This window comes from Mycobacterium sp. MAC_080597_8934, from assembly GCF_000523975.1.
GTDB lineage: Bacteria > Actinomycetota > Actinomycetes > Mycobacteriales > Mycobacteriaceae > Mycobacterium > Mycobacterium avium.
Genome location: NZ_JAOS01000023.1, coordinates 120994 through 139953, shown reverse-complemented (window position 1 = coordinate 139953; position 18960 = coordinate 120994). Strand labels below are relative to the sequence as shown.

The 18960-nt window shown below is 69.6% G+C and carries 16 protein-coding genes and 1 riboswitch; of the genes, 4 read left to right on the top strand and 12 right to left on the bottom strand.

What is annotated here, in order from left to right:
- Nucleotides 1–6: 6 nt before the first annotated feature.
- The 4 genes from fadD21 to NF20_RS13280 form a co-directional block, all read right to left on the bottom strand.
- Nucleotides 7–1746 (bottom strand): fatty-acid--AMP ligase FAAL21/FadD21, encoded by a 1740-nt coding sequence (fadD21, locus tag NF20_RS13290; RefSeq protein WP_033717309.1) that lies wholly within the window; start codon nt 1744–1746, stop codon nt 7–9.
- 108 nt (nt 1747–1854) lie between these two features.
- A complete protein-coding gene (locus NF20_RS28940; RefSeq protein ID WP_050483923.1) occupies nt 1855–2241 on the bottom strand; it encodes a hypothetical protein in 387 nt (128 codons plus the stop codon).
- Nucleotides 2199–3512 (bottom strand): PPE family protein, encoded by a 1314-nt coding sequence (locus tag NF20_RS13285; protein ID WP_179944211.1) that lies wholly within the window; start codon nt 3510–3512, stop codon nt 2199–2201. The genes NF20_RS28940 and NF20_RS13285 overlap by 43 nt, the downstream gene beginning before the upstream one ends.
- A 171-nt stretch (nt 3513–3683) precedes the next feature.
- Nucleotides 3684–3827: riboswitch (cobalamin riboswitch) on the bottom strand.
- Nucleotides 3828–3874: 47 nt separating this feature from the next.
- Nucleotides 3875–5467, bottom strand: coding sequence for a PucR family transcriptional regulator (locus NF20_RS13280; RefSeq protein ID WP_033711596.1), 1593 nt, complete (start codon nt 5465–5467; stop codon nt 3875–3877).
- Nucleotides 5468–5552: 85 nt separating this feature from the next.
- Between NF20_RS13280 and pruA the strand changes: the two genes are divergently transcribed.
- Nucleotides 5553–7193 (top strand): L-glutamate gamma-semialdehyde dehydrogenase, encoded by a 1641-nt coding sequence (pruA, locus tag NF20_RS13275; RefSeq protein WP_033711630.1) that lies wholly within the window; start codon nt 5553–5555, stop codon nt 7191–7193.
- Nucleotides 7193–8155: a proline dehydrogenase family protein gene (locus NF20_RS13270; RefSeq protein WP_033711597.1), complete on the top strand. Its 963-nt coding sequence runs from the start codon at nt 7193–7195 to the stop codon at nt 8153–8155. Before pruA ends, NF20_RS13270 begins: the two co-directional genes overlap by 1 nt.
- A gap of 91 nt (nt 8156–8246) precedes the next feature.
- Here NF20_RS13270 and NF20_RS13265 read toward each other — a convergent pair whose 3' ends face one another.
- From NF20_RS13265 to NF20_RS13230, 8 genes are read right to left on the bottom strand one after another with little or no spacing between them, the layout of a single operon-like run.
- Nucleotides 8247–8849 (bottom strand): TetR/AcrR family transcriptional regulator, encoded by a 603-nt coding sequence (locus NF20_RS13265; protein ID WP_033711598.1) that lies wholly within the window; start codon nt 8847–8849, stop codon nt 8247–8249.
- A 20-nt stretch (nt 8850–8869) separates the two neighbouring features.
- Nucleotides 8870–10039: a lipid-transfer protein gene (locus NF20_RS13260; protein WP_011724076.1), complete on the bottom strand. Its 1170-nt coding sequence runs from the start codon at nt 10037–10039 to the stop codon at nt 8870–8872.
- Nucleotides 10036–10497: a MaoC family dehydratase gene (locus tag NF20_RS13255; RefSeq protein ID WP_023868564.1), complete on the bottom strand. Its 462-nt coding sequence runs from the start codon at nt 10495–10497 to the stop codon at nt 10036–10038. Before NF20_RS13255 ends, NF20_RS13260 begins: the two co-directional genes overlap by 4 nt.
- Nucleotides 10494–11615: an acyl-CoA dehydrogenase family protein gene (locus tag NF20_RS13250; protein ID WP_033711599.1), complete on the bottom strand. Its 1122-nt coding sequence runs from the start codon at nt 11613–11615 to the stop codon at nt 10494–10496. The genes NF20_RS13255 and NF20_RS13250 overlap by 4 nt, the downstream gene beginning before the upstream one ends.
- 7 nt (nt 11616–11622) lie before the next feature.
- Nucleotides 11623–12027, bottom strand: coding sequence for a Zn-ribbon domain-containing OB-fold protein (locus NF20_RS13245; protein ID WP_033711600.1), 405 nt, complete (start codon nt 12025–12027; stop codon nt 11623–11625).
- On the bottom strand, nt 12027–12572 hold the full coding sequence (locus tag NF20_RS13240) for an FAS1-like dehydratase domain-containing protein (RefSeq protein ID WP_033711603.1): 546 nt from the start codon (nt 12570–12572) through the stop codon (nt 12027–12029). Before NF20_RS13240 ends, NF20_RS13245 begins: the two co-directional genes overlap by 1 nt.
- Nucleotides 12573–12591: 19 nt before the next feature.
- Nucleotides 12592–13776, bottom strand: a complete 1185-nt coding sequence (locus NF20_RS13235) for an acyl-CoA dehydrogenase family protein (RefSeq protein WP_033711604.1) — start codon at nt 13774–13776, stop codon at nt 12592–12594.
- Nucleotides 13777–13780: 4 nt separating this feature from the next.
- Complete coding sequence (locus tag NF20_RS13230; protein WP_023865404.1) at nt 13781–14977, bottom strand: cytochrome P450; 1197 nt, start codon at nt 14975–14977, stop codon at nt 13781–13783.
- A gap of 194 nt (nt 14978–15171) precedes the next feature.
- Here NF20_RS13230 and NF20_RS13225 point away from each other — a divergent pair, with 194 nt between their 5' ends.
- Nucleotides 15172–16632, top strand: coding sequence for an aldehyde dehydrogenase family protein (locus NF20_RS13225; RefSeq protein WP_033711631.1), 1461 nt, complete (start codon nt 15172–15174; stop codon nt 16630–16632).
- Entirely contained in the window at nt 16629–18920 is a 2292-nt protein-coding gene (locus NF20_RS13220; protein WP_009975542.1) for a CaiB/BaiF CoA transferase family protein, read from the top strand. Before NF20_RS13225 ends, NF20_RS13220 begins: the two co-directional genes overlap by 4 nt.
- The last annotated feature ends 40 nt before the right edge of the window (nt 18921–18960 follow it).

The following is an 18960-nucleotide window of genomic DNA, read 5'->3' as shown; positions in this document are numbered from 1 at the left end:
GGACGCTCAGCCGTCCAACCGGATGAAGGCACCCCGGAGGTAGCGCTCGACGCAGGCCGCCCGCCGGATCTTGCCGCTGGTCGTGGTGGGAATCGATCCCGGGGCCACCGGCACCAGATCCGCGACGTTGAGCCCGTGCGAATTCGAGATCGCCGCGGTGACTTCGTTTTTGACCGCGTCGAGCTTGCGCCGCGCGTCCTCGTCGGAATCGCCGCGCCGCTTCAGCTCGATGATGGTGACCAATTTCTCGGTCTCGTCCGCCGGCACCGAGATGGCCGCGACCCGGCCGCCGGTGACGGCCTGCACCGTCGACTCAATGTCCTCGGGATAGTGGTTGCGGCCGTAGACGATCAGCAAATCTTTCATCCGGCCGCCGATGAACAACTCCCCGGCGGAGATGAAGCCGAGGTCGCCGGTGCGCAGCCACGGCTGCCGCGGGGTGCCCGGCGACGGGTTGACCAGCACGCCGCCGAAGGTGCGTCGGGTTTCCTCCGGTTTGCGCCAATACCCCTGCGCCACGTTCTCGCCGTTGACCCAGATTTCCCCGACCGTTCCGTCCGCGCGTTCGGTGTTGGTGTCCGGGTCGACGATCCGCACCGTCGGCGACGTCGGCGCGCCGTAGCTCAGCAGCGGCGACCCGGTCTGCGCCGGGCACCGCTGCGCGCTGCCGGCCGACAGCTTTTCCGGCTCGAAGTGAACGACCTCGGGTGCGCCGGCCTCGGCGCGGCTGGCGACGTAGACCGTCGCCTCGGCCAGGCCGTAGGAGGGCTGCATCATGTGCTCGCGAAAGTTGTACGGCGCGAAGCGTTTACAGAACCGACGCAGCGTTGCCGGGTGGATGCGCTCGGCGCCGCTGACGATGCTGATGATGTTGCCCAGGTCGACGCCGGCCAGGTCGGCGTCGGTCGTCTTGCGCACGGCCAGCTCGAAGGCGAAGTTGGGCGCCGCGGAGAAGACCGGATCCGCCCGCGACATCGCCTGGATCCAGCGCGCGGGGCGCTGCAGGAACGCGACCGGGCTGGTGAGGTCGGCAGCGTAGCCGCCCAGGATCGGCGCGATGACGCCCTGGACCAGCCCCATGTCGTGGTAGAACGGCAGCCACGACACGCAGACCGTATCGCGCGGGGCCACCCCGTCGAAGTCGGGGAAGAACGCGGCCATCAGCTGCTGGAAGTTCACCTGCAGGTTGCGGTGCGAGACCATGACGCCGGCCGGCAGGCGGGTGGAGCCCGAGGTGTACTGCAGGTAGGCGATGTCCGGGGCCCCGCTGATCCGGATGCTCGACGAATTCGGTTCATCCAGGTCCAGCGAGTCGATTTCGACGACGGCCGGGGCGGGTCCGGTGTCCGGCCGACGCAGGTATTCGGTGACGATCGCGGCGGCCGCGGCGGTGGTCAACACCACGGCGGGGCCGGTGTCGGCCAGTACGGCGCTGACCCGTTCGTCGTGCGAACCGGGCTGGGGCACCGACAGCGGAACCGCGATCAGCCCGGCCTGGATCGCGGCCAGGAACGCCACGATGTAGGACAGGCCCTGGGGCGCGAGAATGACCGCCCGGTCGCCGGTGTCGCCATGCCGGGCGACCTCGCGGGCAAGATTCAACGTCCGCTGATAGAGCTGGGCCCAGGTCAGCGTCTCGGCGACGCCCGCCCAGTCCTGCTCGTAATCGGTGTAGCGGAACGCCACATCGTCGGGTTGCAGGCCGGCACGTTCCCGCAACAGGGACACCACTGACGAACCGTGCATGCGGGCTAGGTTACCGCTCCGGGGTTTTCGCGCCGGCCCGCCGCCGTGCGGGGCGGGCGTGCGGACCGGGACACCTTAGCCTGGTGCACGCCAATAGCGTTGTGCACGTTACTGTTTCGATCCGTCCCAGGTGGCCGGCATCATCGGCGCGCGCGGGGCGTCGGCGAACTCGTCGAGCACCGGCGCGCTCAGTCCCGCCGGTGCGGCGGCCGCGCGTTTGGCCGCGGTTCCGGCGAACCCCAGCGTCGGCGCACCCAGCTGCGAGGCGGTCATCGACGGCTCGGGATCCAGATACTCGTAGCCGCGGCCGAGTTGTTTGGCCGCGGCCCGGTGACGGCGCCGCTGCGTCGACTCTTCCTCCGGCTGCGCCACCGCGGGGGCCTCGACGTTTTCGGGCGCGGCCGCCTCGCGTCTGCGGGCGCCGGCGCTCGCGGCCCGCCGCGCGTCCGCAGTCAGGCCGCCGACCAGGTAGGCGAGGCTGTGCAGGGTGGCCACCGGCGGCCCCGACGGGGTGGGCGGCGGCGCGCCGGGTGCGGCCGCGGCGGCGCCGCCGCGGACGTCGGGGCCGGCGCCGGCGCGGGGGACGGGGCCGGTGCCGGCGCGGGCGGCGGACTCGGTGCCAGCGCCACCGGGACGAGCGTCGGCGCCGGGACGAACGGGGGCACCGGAATGGCATGCAGCCCAGCCAAACCCGTCAAGCCCGCCAAACCACCGACCAGGGTGGGCACGACCAACGGGACCACCGAGACGGTCAGCAGCGGCAGAATCGCCGGGATCAGCACGATCATCTGCTCGAGCAACGTCTTGATCAACGCGATGGTGTCGGTGATGACGGTGCCGATCACCTCGATGGTGGTGAACAGCAGGGTCCACGCGATGGTCGCGGGATTGCCCGACGCGAACGCCGCGGCCAGATCCGCCGCGACGAAGCTGAACATCTGCGCCAAATAGCCGAAGTACGAACCGAAATCCATCGGGTAGCCGAGGGCGAACGCGATGTTGAACGGGTTGAGGAAGCTCAGCGGATTGCCCAGCGACGGCAGCCACGGGTCGAAGCCGGAGAACAGCGACCGGAAGAACGGGTTGTTCATCAACTGGTCGATCAGCGGCTGGATGTAGCGGTTGTAGAAGTCGACGAACCCGGTCTTCTCCAGCCAGTCCAGCCACTGGTCCTGCGTGTCGGGCGGATACGACGACGACTGCGCGGCCGTGGCCGCCGGCGCGGCGGCCGCCATCACCCGCGGCGCCGGTTCGGTGTGCGGCGTGGCCGCCAGCGCGGCGGCCGCCACGTCCTGGTAGGTGCCCATCACGGTGGCCGCCTGGACCCACATCCGGGCATAGTCGGCCTCGTTCACCGCGATAGGAATGGTGTTGATGCCAAAGAAATTCGTCGCGGTCAACACGGCGTGTGCGGCGTGGTTGGCGGCCAGCTCGGGCAGCGTCGGCATCGCCGCCAGCGCCGCGGTGTAGCCGGCGGCGACGACTTCCTGCTGGGCGGCCACGGCCGCGCTGTCGGTGCTCGCCCGCGCCAGCCAGGCCAGATAGGGGGCGTGCGCGGCCAGGTAGGCGCCGGCCGTCGGGCCGTCCCAGTCGCCGGCCCGCACGGCGCCCAGCAGCGTGACCAGCTCGTCGGCCGACTCGGCGTACTGCACGCTCAGCGAGCTCCACGCCGCCGCGGCGGCGAGCAACGGCCCGGGCCCCGGCCCCGCGCTCAGCAGCGACGAATGCACCTCCGGGGGTGAGGCCATCCAGATGGGGGCGGTCATCGACCGCACCCTCGCAAAACCCTTGCCGCAGCGGGGGTATGGACGAAACGGGCGCGCCGTTGGGGCGCCGAAACGGTGGCAGCGTCGACGACGGCCACCCATGCCGGACGGGACATGGCGGTGACAGCTCTCTCGGGGTACATCCGCCCCGGGTCGCAGGACGCGATGACGCGAGTGTCCTGGCTCTCGGATCGCCGCTCGCCTCGCCTTCCAGCTTGTCAGCCGTGGCCGTTGAGGGTCGCTCCCCGATGACAGTGGCGGGACCGCGCCGGATTCGCACCGGCTTCCTGCATCGTCATCACCTTACGGGTGACATTCTTGCATCCGCCCCGGCGGACCCGTCGGCGAATCGGGCGTATGCGTCAGCGTTCGGCAACCCGCAACGCCAGCGCGAACAGCAGCCGCACCTCGGGGTCCGCCAGCGACACCGACAGCAGCTTCTCGATCCGCCGCACCCGGTAGCGAACCGTATTGGGGTGCACGCGCAACGCGTGCGCGGCCGCGGCGATGTCGCCGAAGGCGTCCAGGTAGGTCCGCAGCGTCTGGGCCAGCACCGGTTCCCGGTCGTGCAGCGCCACGATCCGCGGATCGACCAACCGCTCGTCGCGGCCGACCAGGGTGACGATCTCGTCGAGCAGGACCGTGGTGCGCGCTTCGGCCAGCGACGTCACCTGCCCGAACGAAAGGGGATGGCGCTCAGCGCTGTCCAGCACGCGGTCCACCTCGGCGCGCGCCGCGGCGACCGCGGAAAGGCCCGGGACCGGCGCGGCGATGACCGCCCGCAGCTGCACCCCGAGCTCGGCGCGCAGCGCGGCGATGGTGCCGCGCACCCACGAGCTGACCGACCGGTTCGGCGGCTGGGGCAGCAGCACGTAGGTCCGCGAGCCGTGACCGGCGACGTGGGCGTCGTGCCGGAAAGCGCTGGCGCTCAGCGCGATCACATCGGTCAGGCGGGTGTGGCGGGACGCCCCCTCGGCCGCCGCCCAACCGACCAGGGCCGCGCAGCCGTCCGCGGCCAGACCGAGCTCGGCGGCGATCGCGGTGAGGTCCACGGGCGCAAGGGTTTCCGAGTCGGTCACACCGAGCAGCTGCTGAAGCCGCCGCGCCTGGGTGGACGGGCGGGCCGCCAGCCGCGCCATGATCCGGGCGGCCAGCACCGCGGCGCCGCGCAGTATCTGTTCGGCGTCGTCGGCCAGCGGCTGCGCGCCCTGCTGCACCCAGATGGTCCCGGCGAACACCGGCGGTCGCCGGGCATCCGGGTCGGGCTGATGGATGGCGACCGCCAGCCGGGGTCGCAGCCCCAGCTCCGGCCGCTCGGCGACGCGCACCACCTGGGTGCCCGACCGCAGCGCGTCGAAGATGCCCCACTGGCCGATCCACTCGAGATGCTCGGGCGGGCCGGCCCGGCCCAGGATGGACAGCCGGCGCAGCTCGTCGGCCTCGTCGTTGGAGGCCGAATAGGCCAGCACCTGGGATTGGGCGTTTTCGATGCTGACCATGCCGTGGATGCGCTCGGCCAGTGACTGCGCCAACCCGAACAGGTCGGTGCCCGAGTCGTCCGCCGCGTCGGCGCGGTCGCCGTGATGTTCCAGCACGTGATTGACCAACTGGTACAGCCGTTCCCAGCGGGCCCGCGGATCGACGGCCACCACCGCCGATCCCGCCGCGACGGCCGTGCCGACCAGGGCGTCGGACGGCTCCTTGACGAAGACGGCCACCGGTACCCGGTCGCGGGCCTGGGTGTCGATCCAGCGCAGCGCCTCGTCGTCGCCGACGCCCAGCAGGAAGAAGACGTCGGCGGAGCCCGCCGCCGCGGCCAGCCCGAGCCGCACATCGTCGGAGTCGATCAGCGCCGCCGAAGCGACCGGTTGGTCCAGCCCACGCGGGGCGTCGACCAGGCTGACCATGGTCGCGTCCAGCGCGAGCAGCAACTGACCCAGCCCGACACCGGCCATATTGTCCGATCTTACTACGATGACCGGCCCATCTTGTCGGATCGGCTAAATCGCGGCCGTGGCCGCGGCGAGGATCCTGGGCAGCATGGATGCGATCACTGGAATTTCCGAGGTGCCGGTGCCGGCCAACGAGCCGGTCCACGATTATGCGCCGCACTCCGCGGAGCGCGCCCGGTTACGCGCCGAGTTGGCCGCGCCGGCCGGCCACCCCATCGACCTGCCGCACGTCATCGGCGGCCGCCACCGGATGGGCGACGGTGAACGCATCGACGTCGTCCAGCCGCACCGGTACGCCGCCAAGCTGGGCACCCTGACCAACGCCGTGCACGCCGACGCGACCGCTGCCGTCGACGCCGCGATGACCGCCAAAAGCGATTGGGCGGCAATGCCTTTCGACGAGCGGGCGGCGGTGTTTTTGCGGGCCGCCGATCTGCTGGCCGGGCCGTGGCGGGAGAAGATCGCCGCCGCGACGATGCTGGGCCAATCCAAGTCTGCCTATCAGGCCGAGATCGACTCGCCCTGCGAGCAGATCGACTTCTGGCGGTTCAACGTGGCGTTTGCCCGGCAGATCCTGGCGCAGCAGCCGATCAGCGGGCCGGGGGAGTGGAATCGCAGCGACTACCGCCCGCTGGACGGCTTTGTCTACGCGATCACGCCGTTCAATTTCACCTCCATTGCCGGCAACCTGCCGACCGCGCCGGCGCTGATGGGAAACACCGTGGTGTGGAAGCCGTCGATCACCCAGACCCTGTCGGCGTATCTGACCATGCAGTTGCTCGAGGCGGCCGGCTTGCCGCCCGGGGTGATCAACCTGGTGACCGGCGACGGGTTCGCGGTTTCCGATGTGGCACTGGCGGATCGGCGGCTGGCGGGGATTCACTTCACCGGGTCGACGGCGACCTTCCAGCGGCTGTGGTACCAGGTGGGCACCAATATCGGTCACTACCACTGCTATCCGCGGCTGGTGGGCGAGACCGGCGGCAAGGACTTCATCGTCGCGCACGCCTCCGCGCGCCCGGATGTGTTGCGCACCGCGCTGATTCGCGGGGCCTTCGACTACCAGGGGCAGAAGTGCTCGGCGGCGTCGCGGGCGTTCATCGCGCAGTCGGTCTGGCGGCGGATGGGCGACGAGTTTCTGGCCGAGACCGCCGCATTGCGCTACGGCGACGTCACCGATCTGACCAACTTCGGCGGCGCGCTGATCGACCGGCGGGCCTTCGTCAAGAACGTCGACGCCATCGAACGCGCGAAGGGCGCGCCGCACGTCACCATCGCGGTGGGCGGCGAATACGACGACAGCGAAGGCTATTTCGTGCGGCCGACGGTGTTGCTGTCCGACGACCCGGCCGACGAGTCGTTCGCGACCGAATACTTCGGCCCGCTGCTGTCGGTGCACGTGTATCCCGACGACGACTACCAGCGAATCCTCGACGTGGTCGACACCGGATCGCGGTACGCGCTGACCGGTGCGGTCATCGCCGACGACCGGGCGGCGGTGCTGGCCGCGCAGGACCGGCTGCGCTTTGCCGCCGGGAACTTCTATGTCAACGACAAGCCGACCGGGGCGGTGGTGGGGCGCCAGCCGTTCGGTGGTTCGCGCGGCTCGGGCACCAACGACAAGGCCGGCTCTCCGTTGAACCTGCTGCGCTGGACGTCGGCCCGCACCATCAAGGAGACGTTCGTCCCGGCCACCGACCACACCTATCCGCACATGGAGGCCGACTGATGGCCGGGCTGTTCGCCCACACCCTGCGTCCGGCGATCCTGGCCGCGGGCCGGCGACCGGGGTTGCGCCGGGCCGCCGAAGCGCTGCCGGTGACCCGCCGGGTGGTGCACCGGTTCATCACCGGGGAGACGATCTATTCCGCGCTGGACAGCGTGACGGCCCTTCGTGATTCGGGACGCTGCGTCAGCGTCGACCATCTGGGCGAGGACGTGTCGGACGCCGACGACGCCGATGCGGCGGTGCGGGTGTATCTGGAGCTCGTCGACCGCCTGGGCTGCCTCGGCGATGGGGCGGCCGTCCGGCCGCTCGAGGTGTCGCTGAAACTGTCCGCGCTGGGCCAGTCGCTGGATCGCGACGGTGAGAAGATCGCCCGGGAGAACGCGTGGGCGATCTGCGCGGCCGCGCAGCGGGCCGGCGTGTGGGTGACGGTGGACGCCGAGGACCACACCACGACCGATTCGACCCTGCGCATCGTGCGCGACCTGCGGCGCGAATTCGATTGGCTGGGTGTGGCATTGCAGGCCTACCTGCGGCGCACGCTCGGCGACTGCGAGGAGTTCGCCGCCGCCGGCGCGCGGGTGCGGCTGTGCAAGGGCGCCTACGACGAGCCCGCCTCGCTGGCCTACCGCGATCCCGCCGCGGTCACCGATTCCTACCTGCGCTGCCTGCGGGTGTTGATGGCCGGTTCGGGCTATCCGATGGTGGCCTCCCACGATCCGGCGATCATCGAGGCGGCGCCGTCGCTGGCCCGCGAATCAGGGCGTGGCACCGGTGAATTCGAGTACCAGATGCTGTACGGCATCCGCGACGACGAGCAGCGGCGGCTGGCCGAGGCCGGCCACACCGTCCGGGTCTACGTGCCCTTCGGCACCCAGTGGTACGGCTACTTCATGCGCCGGCTCGCCGAACGCCCGGCCAATTTGACGTTCTTTCTGCGCGCGCTGGCCGCGCGTCGGCATTGAGTGTGCGTCCGGGGCTTGCGGAGTTGCATCAGGTCGACGACACGCCGACGACGCCCGCCGCCGCTACACACTCAACGCCGAGGATGCACACTCAACGTCGCCGCGGGCGCTCGCTGGCGAACCCGCGCACCACATGCGCGCGAACGAATTCCGCCGTCACGCCGGGATCGTCCAGGTTCAGCGTCGGCGACGGTGTGCTGAACAACGAGAACAGGATGCGCGCGAACCATTCACCGGCCGCCTCGACGTCGAGGTCCTTGCGCACCTCACCGGTGAGCCGGGCGGCGGCCAGATACGGGGCGAAGAACTCCACGCATTCGCGCAGCAGCACGGCGGCGTCCTTGGTCAGCAGCAGGCTGATCGCGTCCTCGTCAAAGTACTTCTCCGAAGCGATGACTCGGCGGGCCTGGGTGACGAACACCGCCGCCGCGCAGAGCCTCTCCTCGAGCGTGCCGCCGCGGTCCACGGCCTTGGCCATCTCGCGGTAGAAACGCTCGGAGGCGTGTTCGGCGCAGGCCTCGACGATGGCGGCCTTGTCGGAAAAGTATTCGTAGATCGTGCTTCTCGACACGCCGGCCTGCTTGGCGATGTCGACGATGGTGGCCTTCTGCAATCCTTGCGTGCCGAAACACGTGAACGCGGCCGCGACGATCAGCTCGCGGGTGTCGGTCGCCGGGGACACGTTCGTCGACATGGAATCAGCGCGCCTTTCCCTCAGCCGGCCGGCGCGAGGATCAGACCACTCGTGGGCACGCCGGTTCCCGAGGTGACCAGCACGTGCTCGACATCGGCGACCTGGTTGTGGGAGGTGCCGCGCACCTGCCGCACCGCCTCGGTGATGCCGTTCATGCCGTGGATGTAGGCCTCACCGAGCAGCCCGCCGTTGGTGTTGATCGGGAACTCGCCGCCCAGCGACAACCGCTCGACGGTGGCGAAATCCTTGGCCTCACCGCGGCCACAGAAGCCGAGTTCTTCGAGCTGGACGAACACGAACGGGGTGAAATGGTCGTAGATGAAGGCGGTTTGGATGTCCTGCGGCTTGCACCCCGAATCCCGCCACAACTGCCGCGCGACCACCCCCATCTCGGGAAGCCCGGTGATGTCGTCGCGGTAGTAGCTGGTCATCATCTCGCCGTCGGCCGCCGCGCCCTGGGCGGCCGCGGCGATGACGGCCGGCGGCCGGCGCAGGTCGCGGGCGCGTTCGACGCTGGTGACGACCAGCGCCACCCCGCCGTCGCTTTCCTGACAGCAATCCAGCAGGCGCAGCACCGGTTCGACGATCCAGCGCGAATTCTGGTGGTCTTCCAGGGTGATCGGTCGCTGGTAGAACCACGCGTCGGGATTGGTTGCCGCGTGCTTGCGGTCCACCACCGCGATCCGGCCGAAGTCCTCGTTGGTCACCCCATAGGTCGACATGTAGCGCTGGGCATGCAGCGCGACCCACGCCGCCGGGGTGAGCAGCCCGAACGGCGCGTAATGCGCCATGAACAATGGGGTTTCGGCCATGTTGCGGCCACTGCCGCCGAACCGGAAGCCGGAGCGTTCGTTGAAGGCGCGCCAGCACACCACCACGTCGGCGACCCCCGTCGCCACGGCCATCGCGGCGTGCACCACGGTGCCGGCCGCCGCGCCGCCGCCGTGGTGCACGCGGGAGAAGAAGCTCAGGTCGCCGATGCCCACGTTGCGCGCGATGTCGATCTCGTCGCTGGAATCCATGGTGAAGGTGACCATGCCGTCGACGTCGGCGGGCGTCAGACCGGCGTCGTCCAGCGCGGCGCTGACCGCCTCGCACGCCAATTGCAGTTCGCTGCGCCCGGATTCCTTGGAGAACTCCGTCTGGCCGATCCCGACGATGGCCGCGGCGCCGGGCAAGATGCTGCTCATGAGCCCGCACCGTCGAGCAGGCTGAGCACCGCGGTGCCGGAGACGTGATCGCCGAGGCTGTTGGACGCCTTGAAGGTCACCTCGACGAAGTTCTCAGCCGGCGGTGGCCCTGCCGGGCCACGAGTCTTGCCGGTGACGCTGCCGGTGAACCGCAGCGGGTCGTCCGGAAAGCACGGCACGCCAAGGCGAATCGACAGCTTCTTGACCATCGCCTCGGGCCCGGCCCAGTCGGTGAGGAACCGCACGCAGTAGCCGTTGGTGGTCAGGATGTTCATGAACAGGTTGGGCGAACCCTGCTTCTTGGCGTAGTCGCGGTCGTGGTGCACCGGCATGAAGTCGCGGGTGGCGATCGCGCCGGCGACGATCATCGTCGTGGTGATCGGGATTTCCAGCGGCGTGACCTCCTCGCCGACCGAAATGTCCTGCCATCGCAACGTGTGGTTGGCGGTCCTCGTCATGCGTGTCCTTCCGAATAGGTTGCGCCGAGGTGGGCCAGCTGCGCCGAAGCCGGACCGAGGGTGAGCTCGTTGTGCTTGGCCCACAGGAAATAGCGGTGCAGGGGATAGGTGACGTCGATGCCGATGCCGCCGTGGACGTGCTGGGCGGTGGCGGCCACCCGAGCGCCGGCCTCGGCGGCCCAGAACTTCGCGATGCGCGCCGCCCGGTCGGCGGGCCGACCGTGGGCGACCAGCCAGGCCGCCTGCCAGGTGGTCCACCGGATCGCCTCGACGTCGATGAAGGCGTCGGCCATCCGCTGCTGCACCGCCTGGAAGCTGCCGATCGGGCGGCCGAATTGCTCACGGCCCGCGGTGTATTCGGCCGCGATGCGCAGCGCCCGCTCGACGACGCCGAGCTGGATCGCGCACAGCGCCACCAGCGCCCGGGTGAGCAGTGACTCGACCAGTCCCATGCCGGCGATCCGGTCCGCCTCGGAAACACGTGCGCCGTCTAAGAATACGTCCGCGTGCGGTTCGCGATTCGTGGTGGGCACCGGGCGGATCTCGACGCCGGCGGCGTCGGCGGCCAGCAGGAACAGCCCCACGTCGCCGTCGTCGAGGACGGCGGGAATCAGCATCGTGTCGGCGAGTTGGGCGGCCGGCACCAGCTCCTTGGCGCCGTCGAGGCGCCAGTTCGGGCCGTCGCGACGCGCGGTGGTGGCCGGGCGGGCCGGATCCGAACGGCCGGGTTCGGCCAAACCCGCTGTCAGGATGCGCGATCCGGCGATCACGCCCGGCAAGACCCGCTGCTGCTGTTCTGAGCTGCCGTGCCGGGCGATCGAGTCGGCGCCCAACACCAGCGTGGCGTAAGCGGGCACCGGCGCGACGCCGTAGCCCACCTCCGCCAGCAGCACCCCGAGCTCCACGAAGCCGCCGCCTGAAGCACATGAGCCTCCGACCGCCTCCGGCAGCGCGGCACCGAGCAGGTCGGCGGCGGCCAGCTCTTCCCAGAGCGCGGCGTCGTGGCGGGTGTCGCCGGCCTCCAACTCGGTCAGCCGTTCCGGGGTGGCGCGGCGTTCGAACAGATGGCGGGCCAGCTTGCCGATCGTCTCCTGCTCTTCGGTGAACGAGAAGTCCATGACGGGCCTATGCGCTCGGCCGGAACTGGTGCAGCACCAGCTCTTGCGAGCCGTCGAAGGTTTGGTAGTAGACCTCGACCGGCAGTCCGGGCGTCACCTCGGCCGGGTCGATGCCGGTCAGGTTGGACACCAGCCGCACCCCCTCCTCGAGTTCCACCAGCACGACGATGTAGGGGTACTCGAAGAACGGAAACTTCGGCTCGTGCGGCATCACGTAGCTGTACACGGTGCCGCGGCCCGACGACTCGACGGCCTGCCAGTCCAGCGACCGGCAGTGCGGGCACATCGGCCGGGGTGGGTGACGCAGCTGACCGCAGCCGCTGCAGCGCTGGATCAGGAGTTTGTTCTCCCGCAACCCGTTCCAGAAGAATTCGGTGTCTGCGGTGATCGCCGGAGCCAGACGGGCCGCCATCAGCCGGCCGGCCTGAAGCGCAGCACCCGGAATCGCTGGCGCCCCAACACCTCGCCGTTCTGGTCGGTGTAGGTCGTCAGCCAGGTCAGGAAGAAGCCGGTGCCCAGGGCCGTCTTCTTCTCGTCGGAGACCGACTCGTAGACGGTCGTCGCGCTGATCACGTCGCCCAGCCTCGGGTATCGCTCGATCTCGAACTCCGAGTTCGTCGCCACCGTGCTGGTGTAGCCGGCCTCATCGAGGAAAGCCGTTGGATTGCCGTCGATTTCGACGGGCGCCCCACCGCGCTCGCCGATTCCCTCCAGCTTCGGCGACGGCATGGTCCAGGTCTGCAACATCACCGGCGGCGAGACGATGCCGCCGAACCGTGACGACGCGGCGAACTCCGGATCAAGGTAGACGGGGTTCATGTCGGCCATCGCGTACGCCCAGTGCCGGATCATCGGCTGGTTCACCGGGTCGGGTGCCAGCGAGGGTTTTCCGGTGCCGCCGGTCGGCCGGCCGACCAGGGCCCGCACCTTGGCGCTGACGGTTTCTGAGTCGGTCACTGCGGTCCTGTCCTCCTTGCTATTTCGCGGCCCGAAGGTCGCGGGGTGCGCGGGGCATGCCCAACGCGGTCATGGCGATGATGTCACGTTGAATCTCGTTGGCGCCGCCCCCGAAGGTGTTGATGACGGCCTGACGGTAGGCGGATTCCAGCGCGCCACGCAGCGGAGCCTCGGCGCCGCGCCGCACCCCGTTGTCGTCGAGCACCTCGAGCAGCTCCCGGGCGACCTGTTGCGTGAGCTCGGTGCCGAACACCTTCGCGGCCGAGGCTTCTCCCATGTTGAGCGCACCCTTCGTCATCGCCGCGTTCACCCGCAGGTTGACGAGCTTGTAGGCGGCCACCTGCGCTTCGACCCGGGCCAGCGCCGATCGCACCCAGGGCTGGTCGATGACCCGGCCGCCGTCGAGTTCGGTGGACAGCGCCCAGTCCAGCGTCTTGTCGAACAGCGGCTCGAGCGCGCCCAGGTTGCCCAGGGCGGCGCGCTCGAAGTTCAACTGCGTGGTGATCAGCTGCCAGCCCTGGTTCTCGGCCCCCACCAGCGCGCTGACCGGCACCCGCACGTCGTCGTAGAACGTGTAGAAGGTCGAGATGCCCGGCATGGTGTGCAGCGGTTGCCAGGAGAATCCGGGCGAGGAGGTCGGCACGATGAGGATGGAAATGCCGTTGTGCTTCTTGGCATCCGGATCGGTGCGCACGGCCAGCCAGATGTAGTCGGCGTAGGCGGCGCCGCTGGTGAACATCTTTTGACCGTTGATCACATACTCGTCACCGACGCGCACGGCCGTCGTGTGCACCGAAGCCAGGTCGCTGCCCGCCCCCGGCTCGGAGTAGCCGATGGCGAATTCCACGGTGCCGTCCAGGATCGCCGGCAGAAACCGTCGCTTCTGCTCGTCGGTGCCGTAGTGCATCAACGTCGGGCCGACGGTGTTGAGCGTCACCAGCGGGATGGGTGCGCTCACCCGGCGCGCCTCCTCGGCGAAGATGAACTGCTCGATGGCCGAAAACCCTCGTCCACCATACTCTTTGGGCCATCCGACACCCAGCAGGTTGGCCGCCGCCAGGGCGCGGACGCATTCGTGCACCGCGGGACCGCCGTCCATCTGCTCGCTGACCGCGGCGACGCGTTCGGGCGTCATCACGGTCTGAAGCGTCGCGCGGATCTCGGCGCGCAGCTGCTGTTGCTCCGGCGTGTATTCCAGATCCATCGGCTCAGGCCCCCATTCGCACCGGCATGCGTTTCACCCCGGGCACCATGGTGGCCCGCATCCGGTCCACCTCGCCCACCAGCTCGATGCGGGGATACCGGCGCAGCAGCTCCTCGAAGAACACCGTCGCCTCCAGTCGCGCCAATTGTGCGCCCACACAAGAATGTTCACCGCAGCCGAAGGCGATGTGCGGGTTCGGGTGGCGGGTCACATCGAATTCCTCGGAGTCCGGGCCGAATACGTCCTCGTCCCGGTTGGCCGACCCGTAGAGCATCACCACCACCTCGCCGGCGCGGACCCGCTGTCCGCGGATCTCGACGTCGGCCGTCGCGGTGCGGGCCATGTGTACCACGGGACTGTTCCACCGCAACATCTCCTCGACCGCAAGCGGGATGCGGGCGGGCTCCTCGACGAGCAGGCGGTATTGGTCGGGATGCGCGATCAGGGCCAGCGTCCCCAGCGCGATCAGGTTGCGGGTGGTTTCGTTGCCGGCCACCAGCAGCAGAAAGGCGAAATTGAGCAGGTCTTCGTCGGTCAACCGGTGCTCGTCGATCTCGGCCTCGGCCAGCACCGAGAGCAGGTCGGCGCGCGGTCGCGCGCGGCGTGCCGCGATCAGCCGCTGGAAGTACTCGTAGAGTTGCCCGGCCGCCACCGCCGGGTCCAGCTCGATCTCCGGGTCGGCCGTCCCGGTGGCCGCATCCGACCACGCCCGGAATTGCTCCCAGTCGTCGGGCGGGGCCCCGATCAATTCGGCGATCATCCGGGTGGGCAGCGGAGCGGCGATCTGTTCGGCGAACTCGTGCACGGCGCCGCGTTCGATGCCGTCGAGAATGCCGCGCACGATCTTGCGGATCTTCGGTTCCAGCACGGAAACACGCCGCCGGGTGAATCCGGAGTTGATCAGCTTGCGCAGCTGCCGGTGCCGCGGCGGATCGGTGAAGATCAGGCTGCCCTGCTGCACCGGGTTGGGCAGCTGCGGATCCGGGATCGTGATGCCCCGGGTCGAGGTGAACAGAGCCGGATTGCTCGACACGAACCGAATGTCCTCGTATTTCAACAGCGCCCAGAAGTTGGTGACGTCGTTCCAGCACACCGGCGCCGTCGCGCGCAGCTCCCGGTAGGCGGGATATGGGTTACCCGCGTAGAAGTCCGGGGAATGCAGCGGGAAGCTCGGCGAGCGCAGCGGCGGATGAGTCTGCACGGCAAGCCCCTCTCGCAGGACACCCGATCCGACAGATTGGTTCAATCTGTCTGCCGACTGTGTCTACTCTGCGCCGCCGCGTGCTGTCAACACGGTGCCAAAGTAATGAGATAACTCGATTTTCACGCGAAGGACGATTGACGGGCGACACGCGGGGGTGTACACCAAGTGATCAGATGACCGGAGGAAGCAACATGGCCGATCCGCCCGCTCTTGTCCAGACCTACCAGCTCTACATCGACGGCCAGTGGGTCGAGCCGCAGGACGGTCGCTACGACGACCTGTCCCCGTCCACCGAGGCCGTCATCGCCACCGCACCCGACGCGAGTGTGGCGCAGGTCGACGACGCGATCGCGGCCGCGCGCCGCGCCTTCGACAGCGGGCCGTGGGGCCGGATGTCCGCCGAGCAGCGCGCCCGGTGTCTGAACCAGCTGGGCGAGGCACTCACCAAGCACGCCGACGACTTCTTCGCGCTGTCCCAAACGGAGTGGGGCTGCATCGGCAACGAGCGCATCATGCAGATCGACGGCGCCGGGTTCATGTCCATGCACGCCGCCCAGCTCGCGACCCAGCTGGTCGACCAGGAGGTCGCCGGCATCAGCGCCGGCACCACGTTGTTGCGCCACGTGCCGCTGGGCGTGGTAGCGGTGCTCACGCCCTGGAACTTCCCGCACTGCCTCAACGTCATGAAGCTGAATCATGCGCTGGCCGCGGGCAATACGGTCGTGCTCAAGCCGTCTCCGCTGACACCGCTGGCCGGGCTGGCGCTGGCGCGCCTCATCGACGAGCACACCGACATCCCGCCGGGGGTGGTCAACGTCGTCACGCCCTCGGGGGTCGAGGCGGCCAAGCTGCTCACCACCGATCCGCGCATCGACATGGTGAGCTTCACCGGCAGCTCGGCCGTCGGCCGCCAGGTGATGTCGGCCGCCGGCGACACGATCAAGCGAATCCTGTTGGAGCTGGGCGGAAAGTCGGCCAGCATCGTCCTCGACGACGCGAACGTCACCGACGAAATGCTGGAACAGATGCTGTTCCAATCCTGTTCGCTGCATGCCGGACAGGCCTGCATCCTGCACAGCCGGCTGCTGTTGCCCGATTCGCTGCACGACGACGTCGTCGATCGGCTGGCCGCGTTGGCCCGCGACGTCAAGGTGGGCGACCCCACCGATCCCGACGTGCAGATGGGTCCGCTGATCAGCGCGGCGCAACGCGACCGGGTCGAGGCGCACATCGCGGGCGCACGCAGCGACGGGGCCACGCTGGTCACCGGCGGCGGGCGACCCGCCGGGCTGGACGTCGGCTACTACGTCGAACCGACGATCCTGTCCGGGGTGGAGCCCAATTCGACCGTCGCGCAAGAGGAAGTGTTCGGCCCGGTGTTGTCGGTACTGCGCTACCGCGACGACGACGACGCCGTCGCCATCGCGAACAACTCCCGATACGGGCTCTCCGGTGCGGTGTGGGGTGACGACGTGGATCGCGCCGTCGGCGTCGCGCGCCGCATTCGCACCGGGCAGATCGCGGTCAACGGCATCAGCCCCGCCGGCGCGCCGTTCGGCGGCTTCAGGCTCAGCGGGCTGGGCCGCGAGGGCGGCGGAATCGGCGGGCTGCACCAGTACATGGAGCCGATGGCCATCGGGGTTCCCGCGTGACGGCACCCCTTGCGGGGCTGCACGTCGTCGAAATCGCCAGCGAGATCTCGGGTCCCTACGCGGCCAAGCTCCTTGTCGATCTGGGCGCCGAGGTCATCAAGATCGAGCCGCCCGCCGGGGACCCGCTGCGGCGCTGGGGCCCGTTCGCCTCGGGCGTTGTCGACCCGGACCGGTCGGGCCTGTTCGAGTACATCAACGCCGGCAAACACGGTGCCACGCTTGACTTCTCGGAGACCGCCGACGTCGCGGCGGCGCGGGAACTCATCGCCCGGGCGCACCTGCTCATCGACGACTCCGGATCCGCAACGCTGCAGGGATACGGGCTCGGGCCCGACGACCTGCAGCGGATCAACCCAAACCTGGTGTTACTGCGCATCTCTGGGTTCGGCCAGACCGGACCGTTCCGCCGCCGCCCGGCGACACCGCTGACCCTGCAGGCGGCATCGGGCTGGATCAGCTCCCGCGATCCGCAGCGTCCACCGGTTCAGGTCGGCGCCCGGATCGCCGAGTACGTTGCCGGCGCCTACGGCGCGCTGGGCGCACTGACCGCCCTGCGTTCACACCCCGCCGGACAGGTCACCGAAGTCGATGTCTCCCAGCTGGAATCGTTGCTGTCCACGTTGCCGTATCCGATGTTGATGGCTCAGCGGATGCGCCGGCTCGGGCTGCCCGCCAACCTGCGGTCGGCGCCCATGCTGGGCGTGGTGCGGGCCGCCGACGGCTGGGTCGGCATCAACTGCCTGACGGGCCAGCACTGGCTCGACGTCTGCGCGATGCTCGGCCTGCCCGAGTTCGGCGAGCACCAGCTCGCGATCATGCTGGGCGGCCCGGAGCGCGCCGACTTCTTCGCCAAAGCTGAGCCGGTGCTTGCCGGCCAGACCGTCGCCGAGATCGTGGAACTCGCTCAGGCGCTGCGGATTCCGGCCGCGCCCGTCAACGACGGCGCCACTGTGCTCGATTGCCCGCAATACGCCGAGCGGGGGTTCTTCGTCGACACCGGGTCGTTTCGGCGGCCCGGGCCGCCATTCCGGTTCTCGAAAACCCCTGTGCCGCAGCCACGTCCGGCGCCACTGTCTGGGGCGTCGCGAACGACGTGGACCGGTGACGGCCGAGCGCTGCACCGAGCGCCCGGGCCGCTGCCCTTCGCCGGGCTGCGGGTGCTCGACCTCACCACGTTCTGGGCCGGCGCCTACCTGACCTGCTACCTCGGGGCGTTCGGCGCCGACATCGTCAAGGTCGAGTCGATCCAGCGCCCCGACGGGCACCGCTATTCGGGGGCGTTCGCCTACGAGGGCGACGACTGGTACGAGCGCAGCCCCATCTGGCAGGGCACCAACCTCAACAAACGCGACCTCACGCTGGACCTGACGTCGCCGCGGGGCCTCGACCTGGCGCGGCGGCTGGCCGCCCGGGCCGACATCGTGGTGGAGAACTTTTCGCCGCGCGTCGTCGAAAATTTCGGGCTGGACTACGACTCGCTCACGGCGCTGAACCCCGACGTGATCGTGGTGCGGATGCCCGGCTACGGCCTGCACGGCCCGTGGCGCGACTACGTCGGCTGGGCGCTGAACTTCGAGCAGACCGCCGGAATGTCGGCCGTCACCGGCTTTCCCGACGGCCCGCCGTGCAACCCCCAGGGCCCGGCCGATCCGATCGTCGGCGTGCACGCCGGGGTCGCGCTGCTGGCCGCGCTCGAGCACCGCAACCGCACCGGCGCCGGCCAACTCGTCGAGGTGGCCCAGATCGAGGTCGCCGCCGCGGTCACCGCCGAACCGGTCATCGAGTACTCGATGACCGGTGTGGTGCGGCCGCGGGAGGGCAACCGCCGGCGCGGCTGGCTGCAGGGCGTCTACCCGACCAACGAGAAAGAAGTGTGGGTGGCGCTGTCGGTGCCCGGTCAGCCGATCGACCACGACGCCTTCGACGAGCTCGTCGCCGCCTGGACCCGCACCCAGACCGCCGCGGCGATCGTCGAAACCCTTCAGGCGCAAGGGATCGCGGCCGAGCGGGTGATCACCGGCGACCAGATGTACGATCCCGGGCTGATCGGGGCCCAGCTGGACGCGCGTGGCTACTACGAGGAGCTCGAGCACCGGATCACCGGGCCGCACCGCTACCCCGGGTGGCCCTTTCGCATCGCGCCCGGCCCGCGGCGGCACCACCGCACCGCCCCGCCGACGCTCGGCCAGCACAACGACGAGGTGCTGCGCGAGCTGGGCCTGTCCGAGGCGGAGATAGCGGACCTGCGTCAGCAGCGGGTCATCGGCGAGCGGGTGCTCAACGCATAGCCGCCGGCAACGCATGCCCGGCCCTTTGTAAACCGCGCGT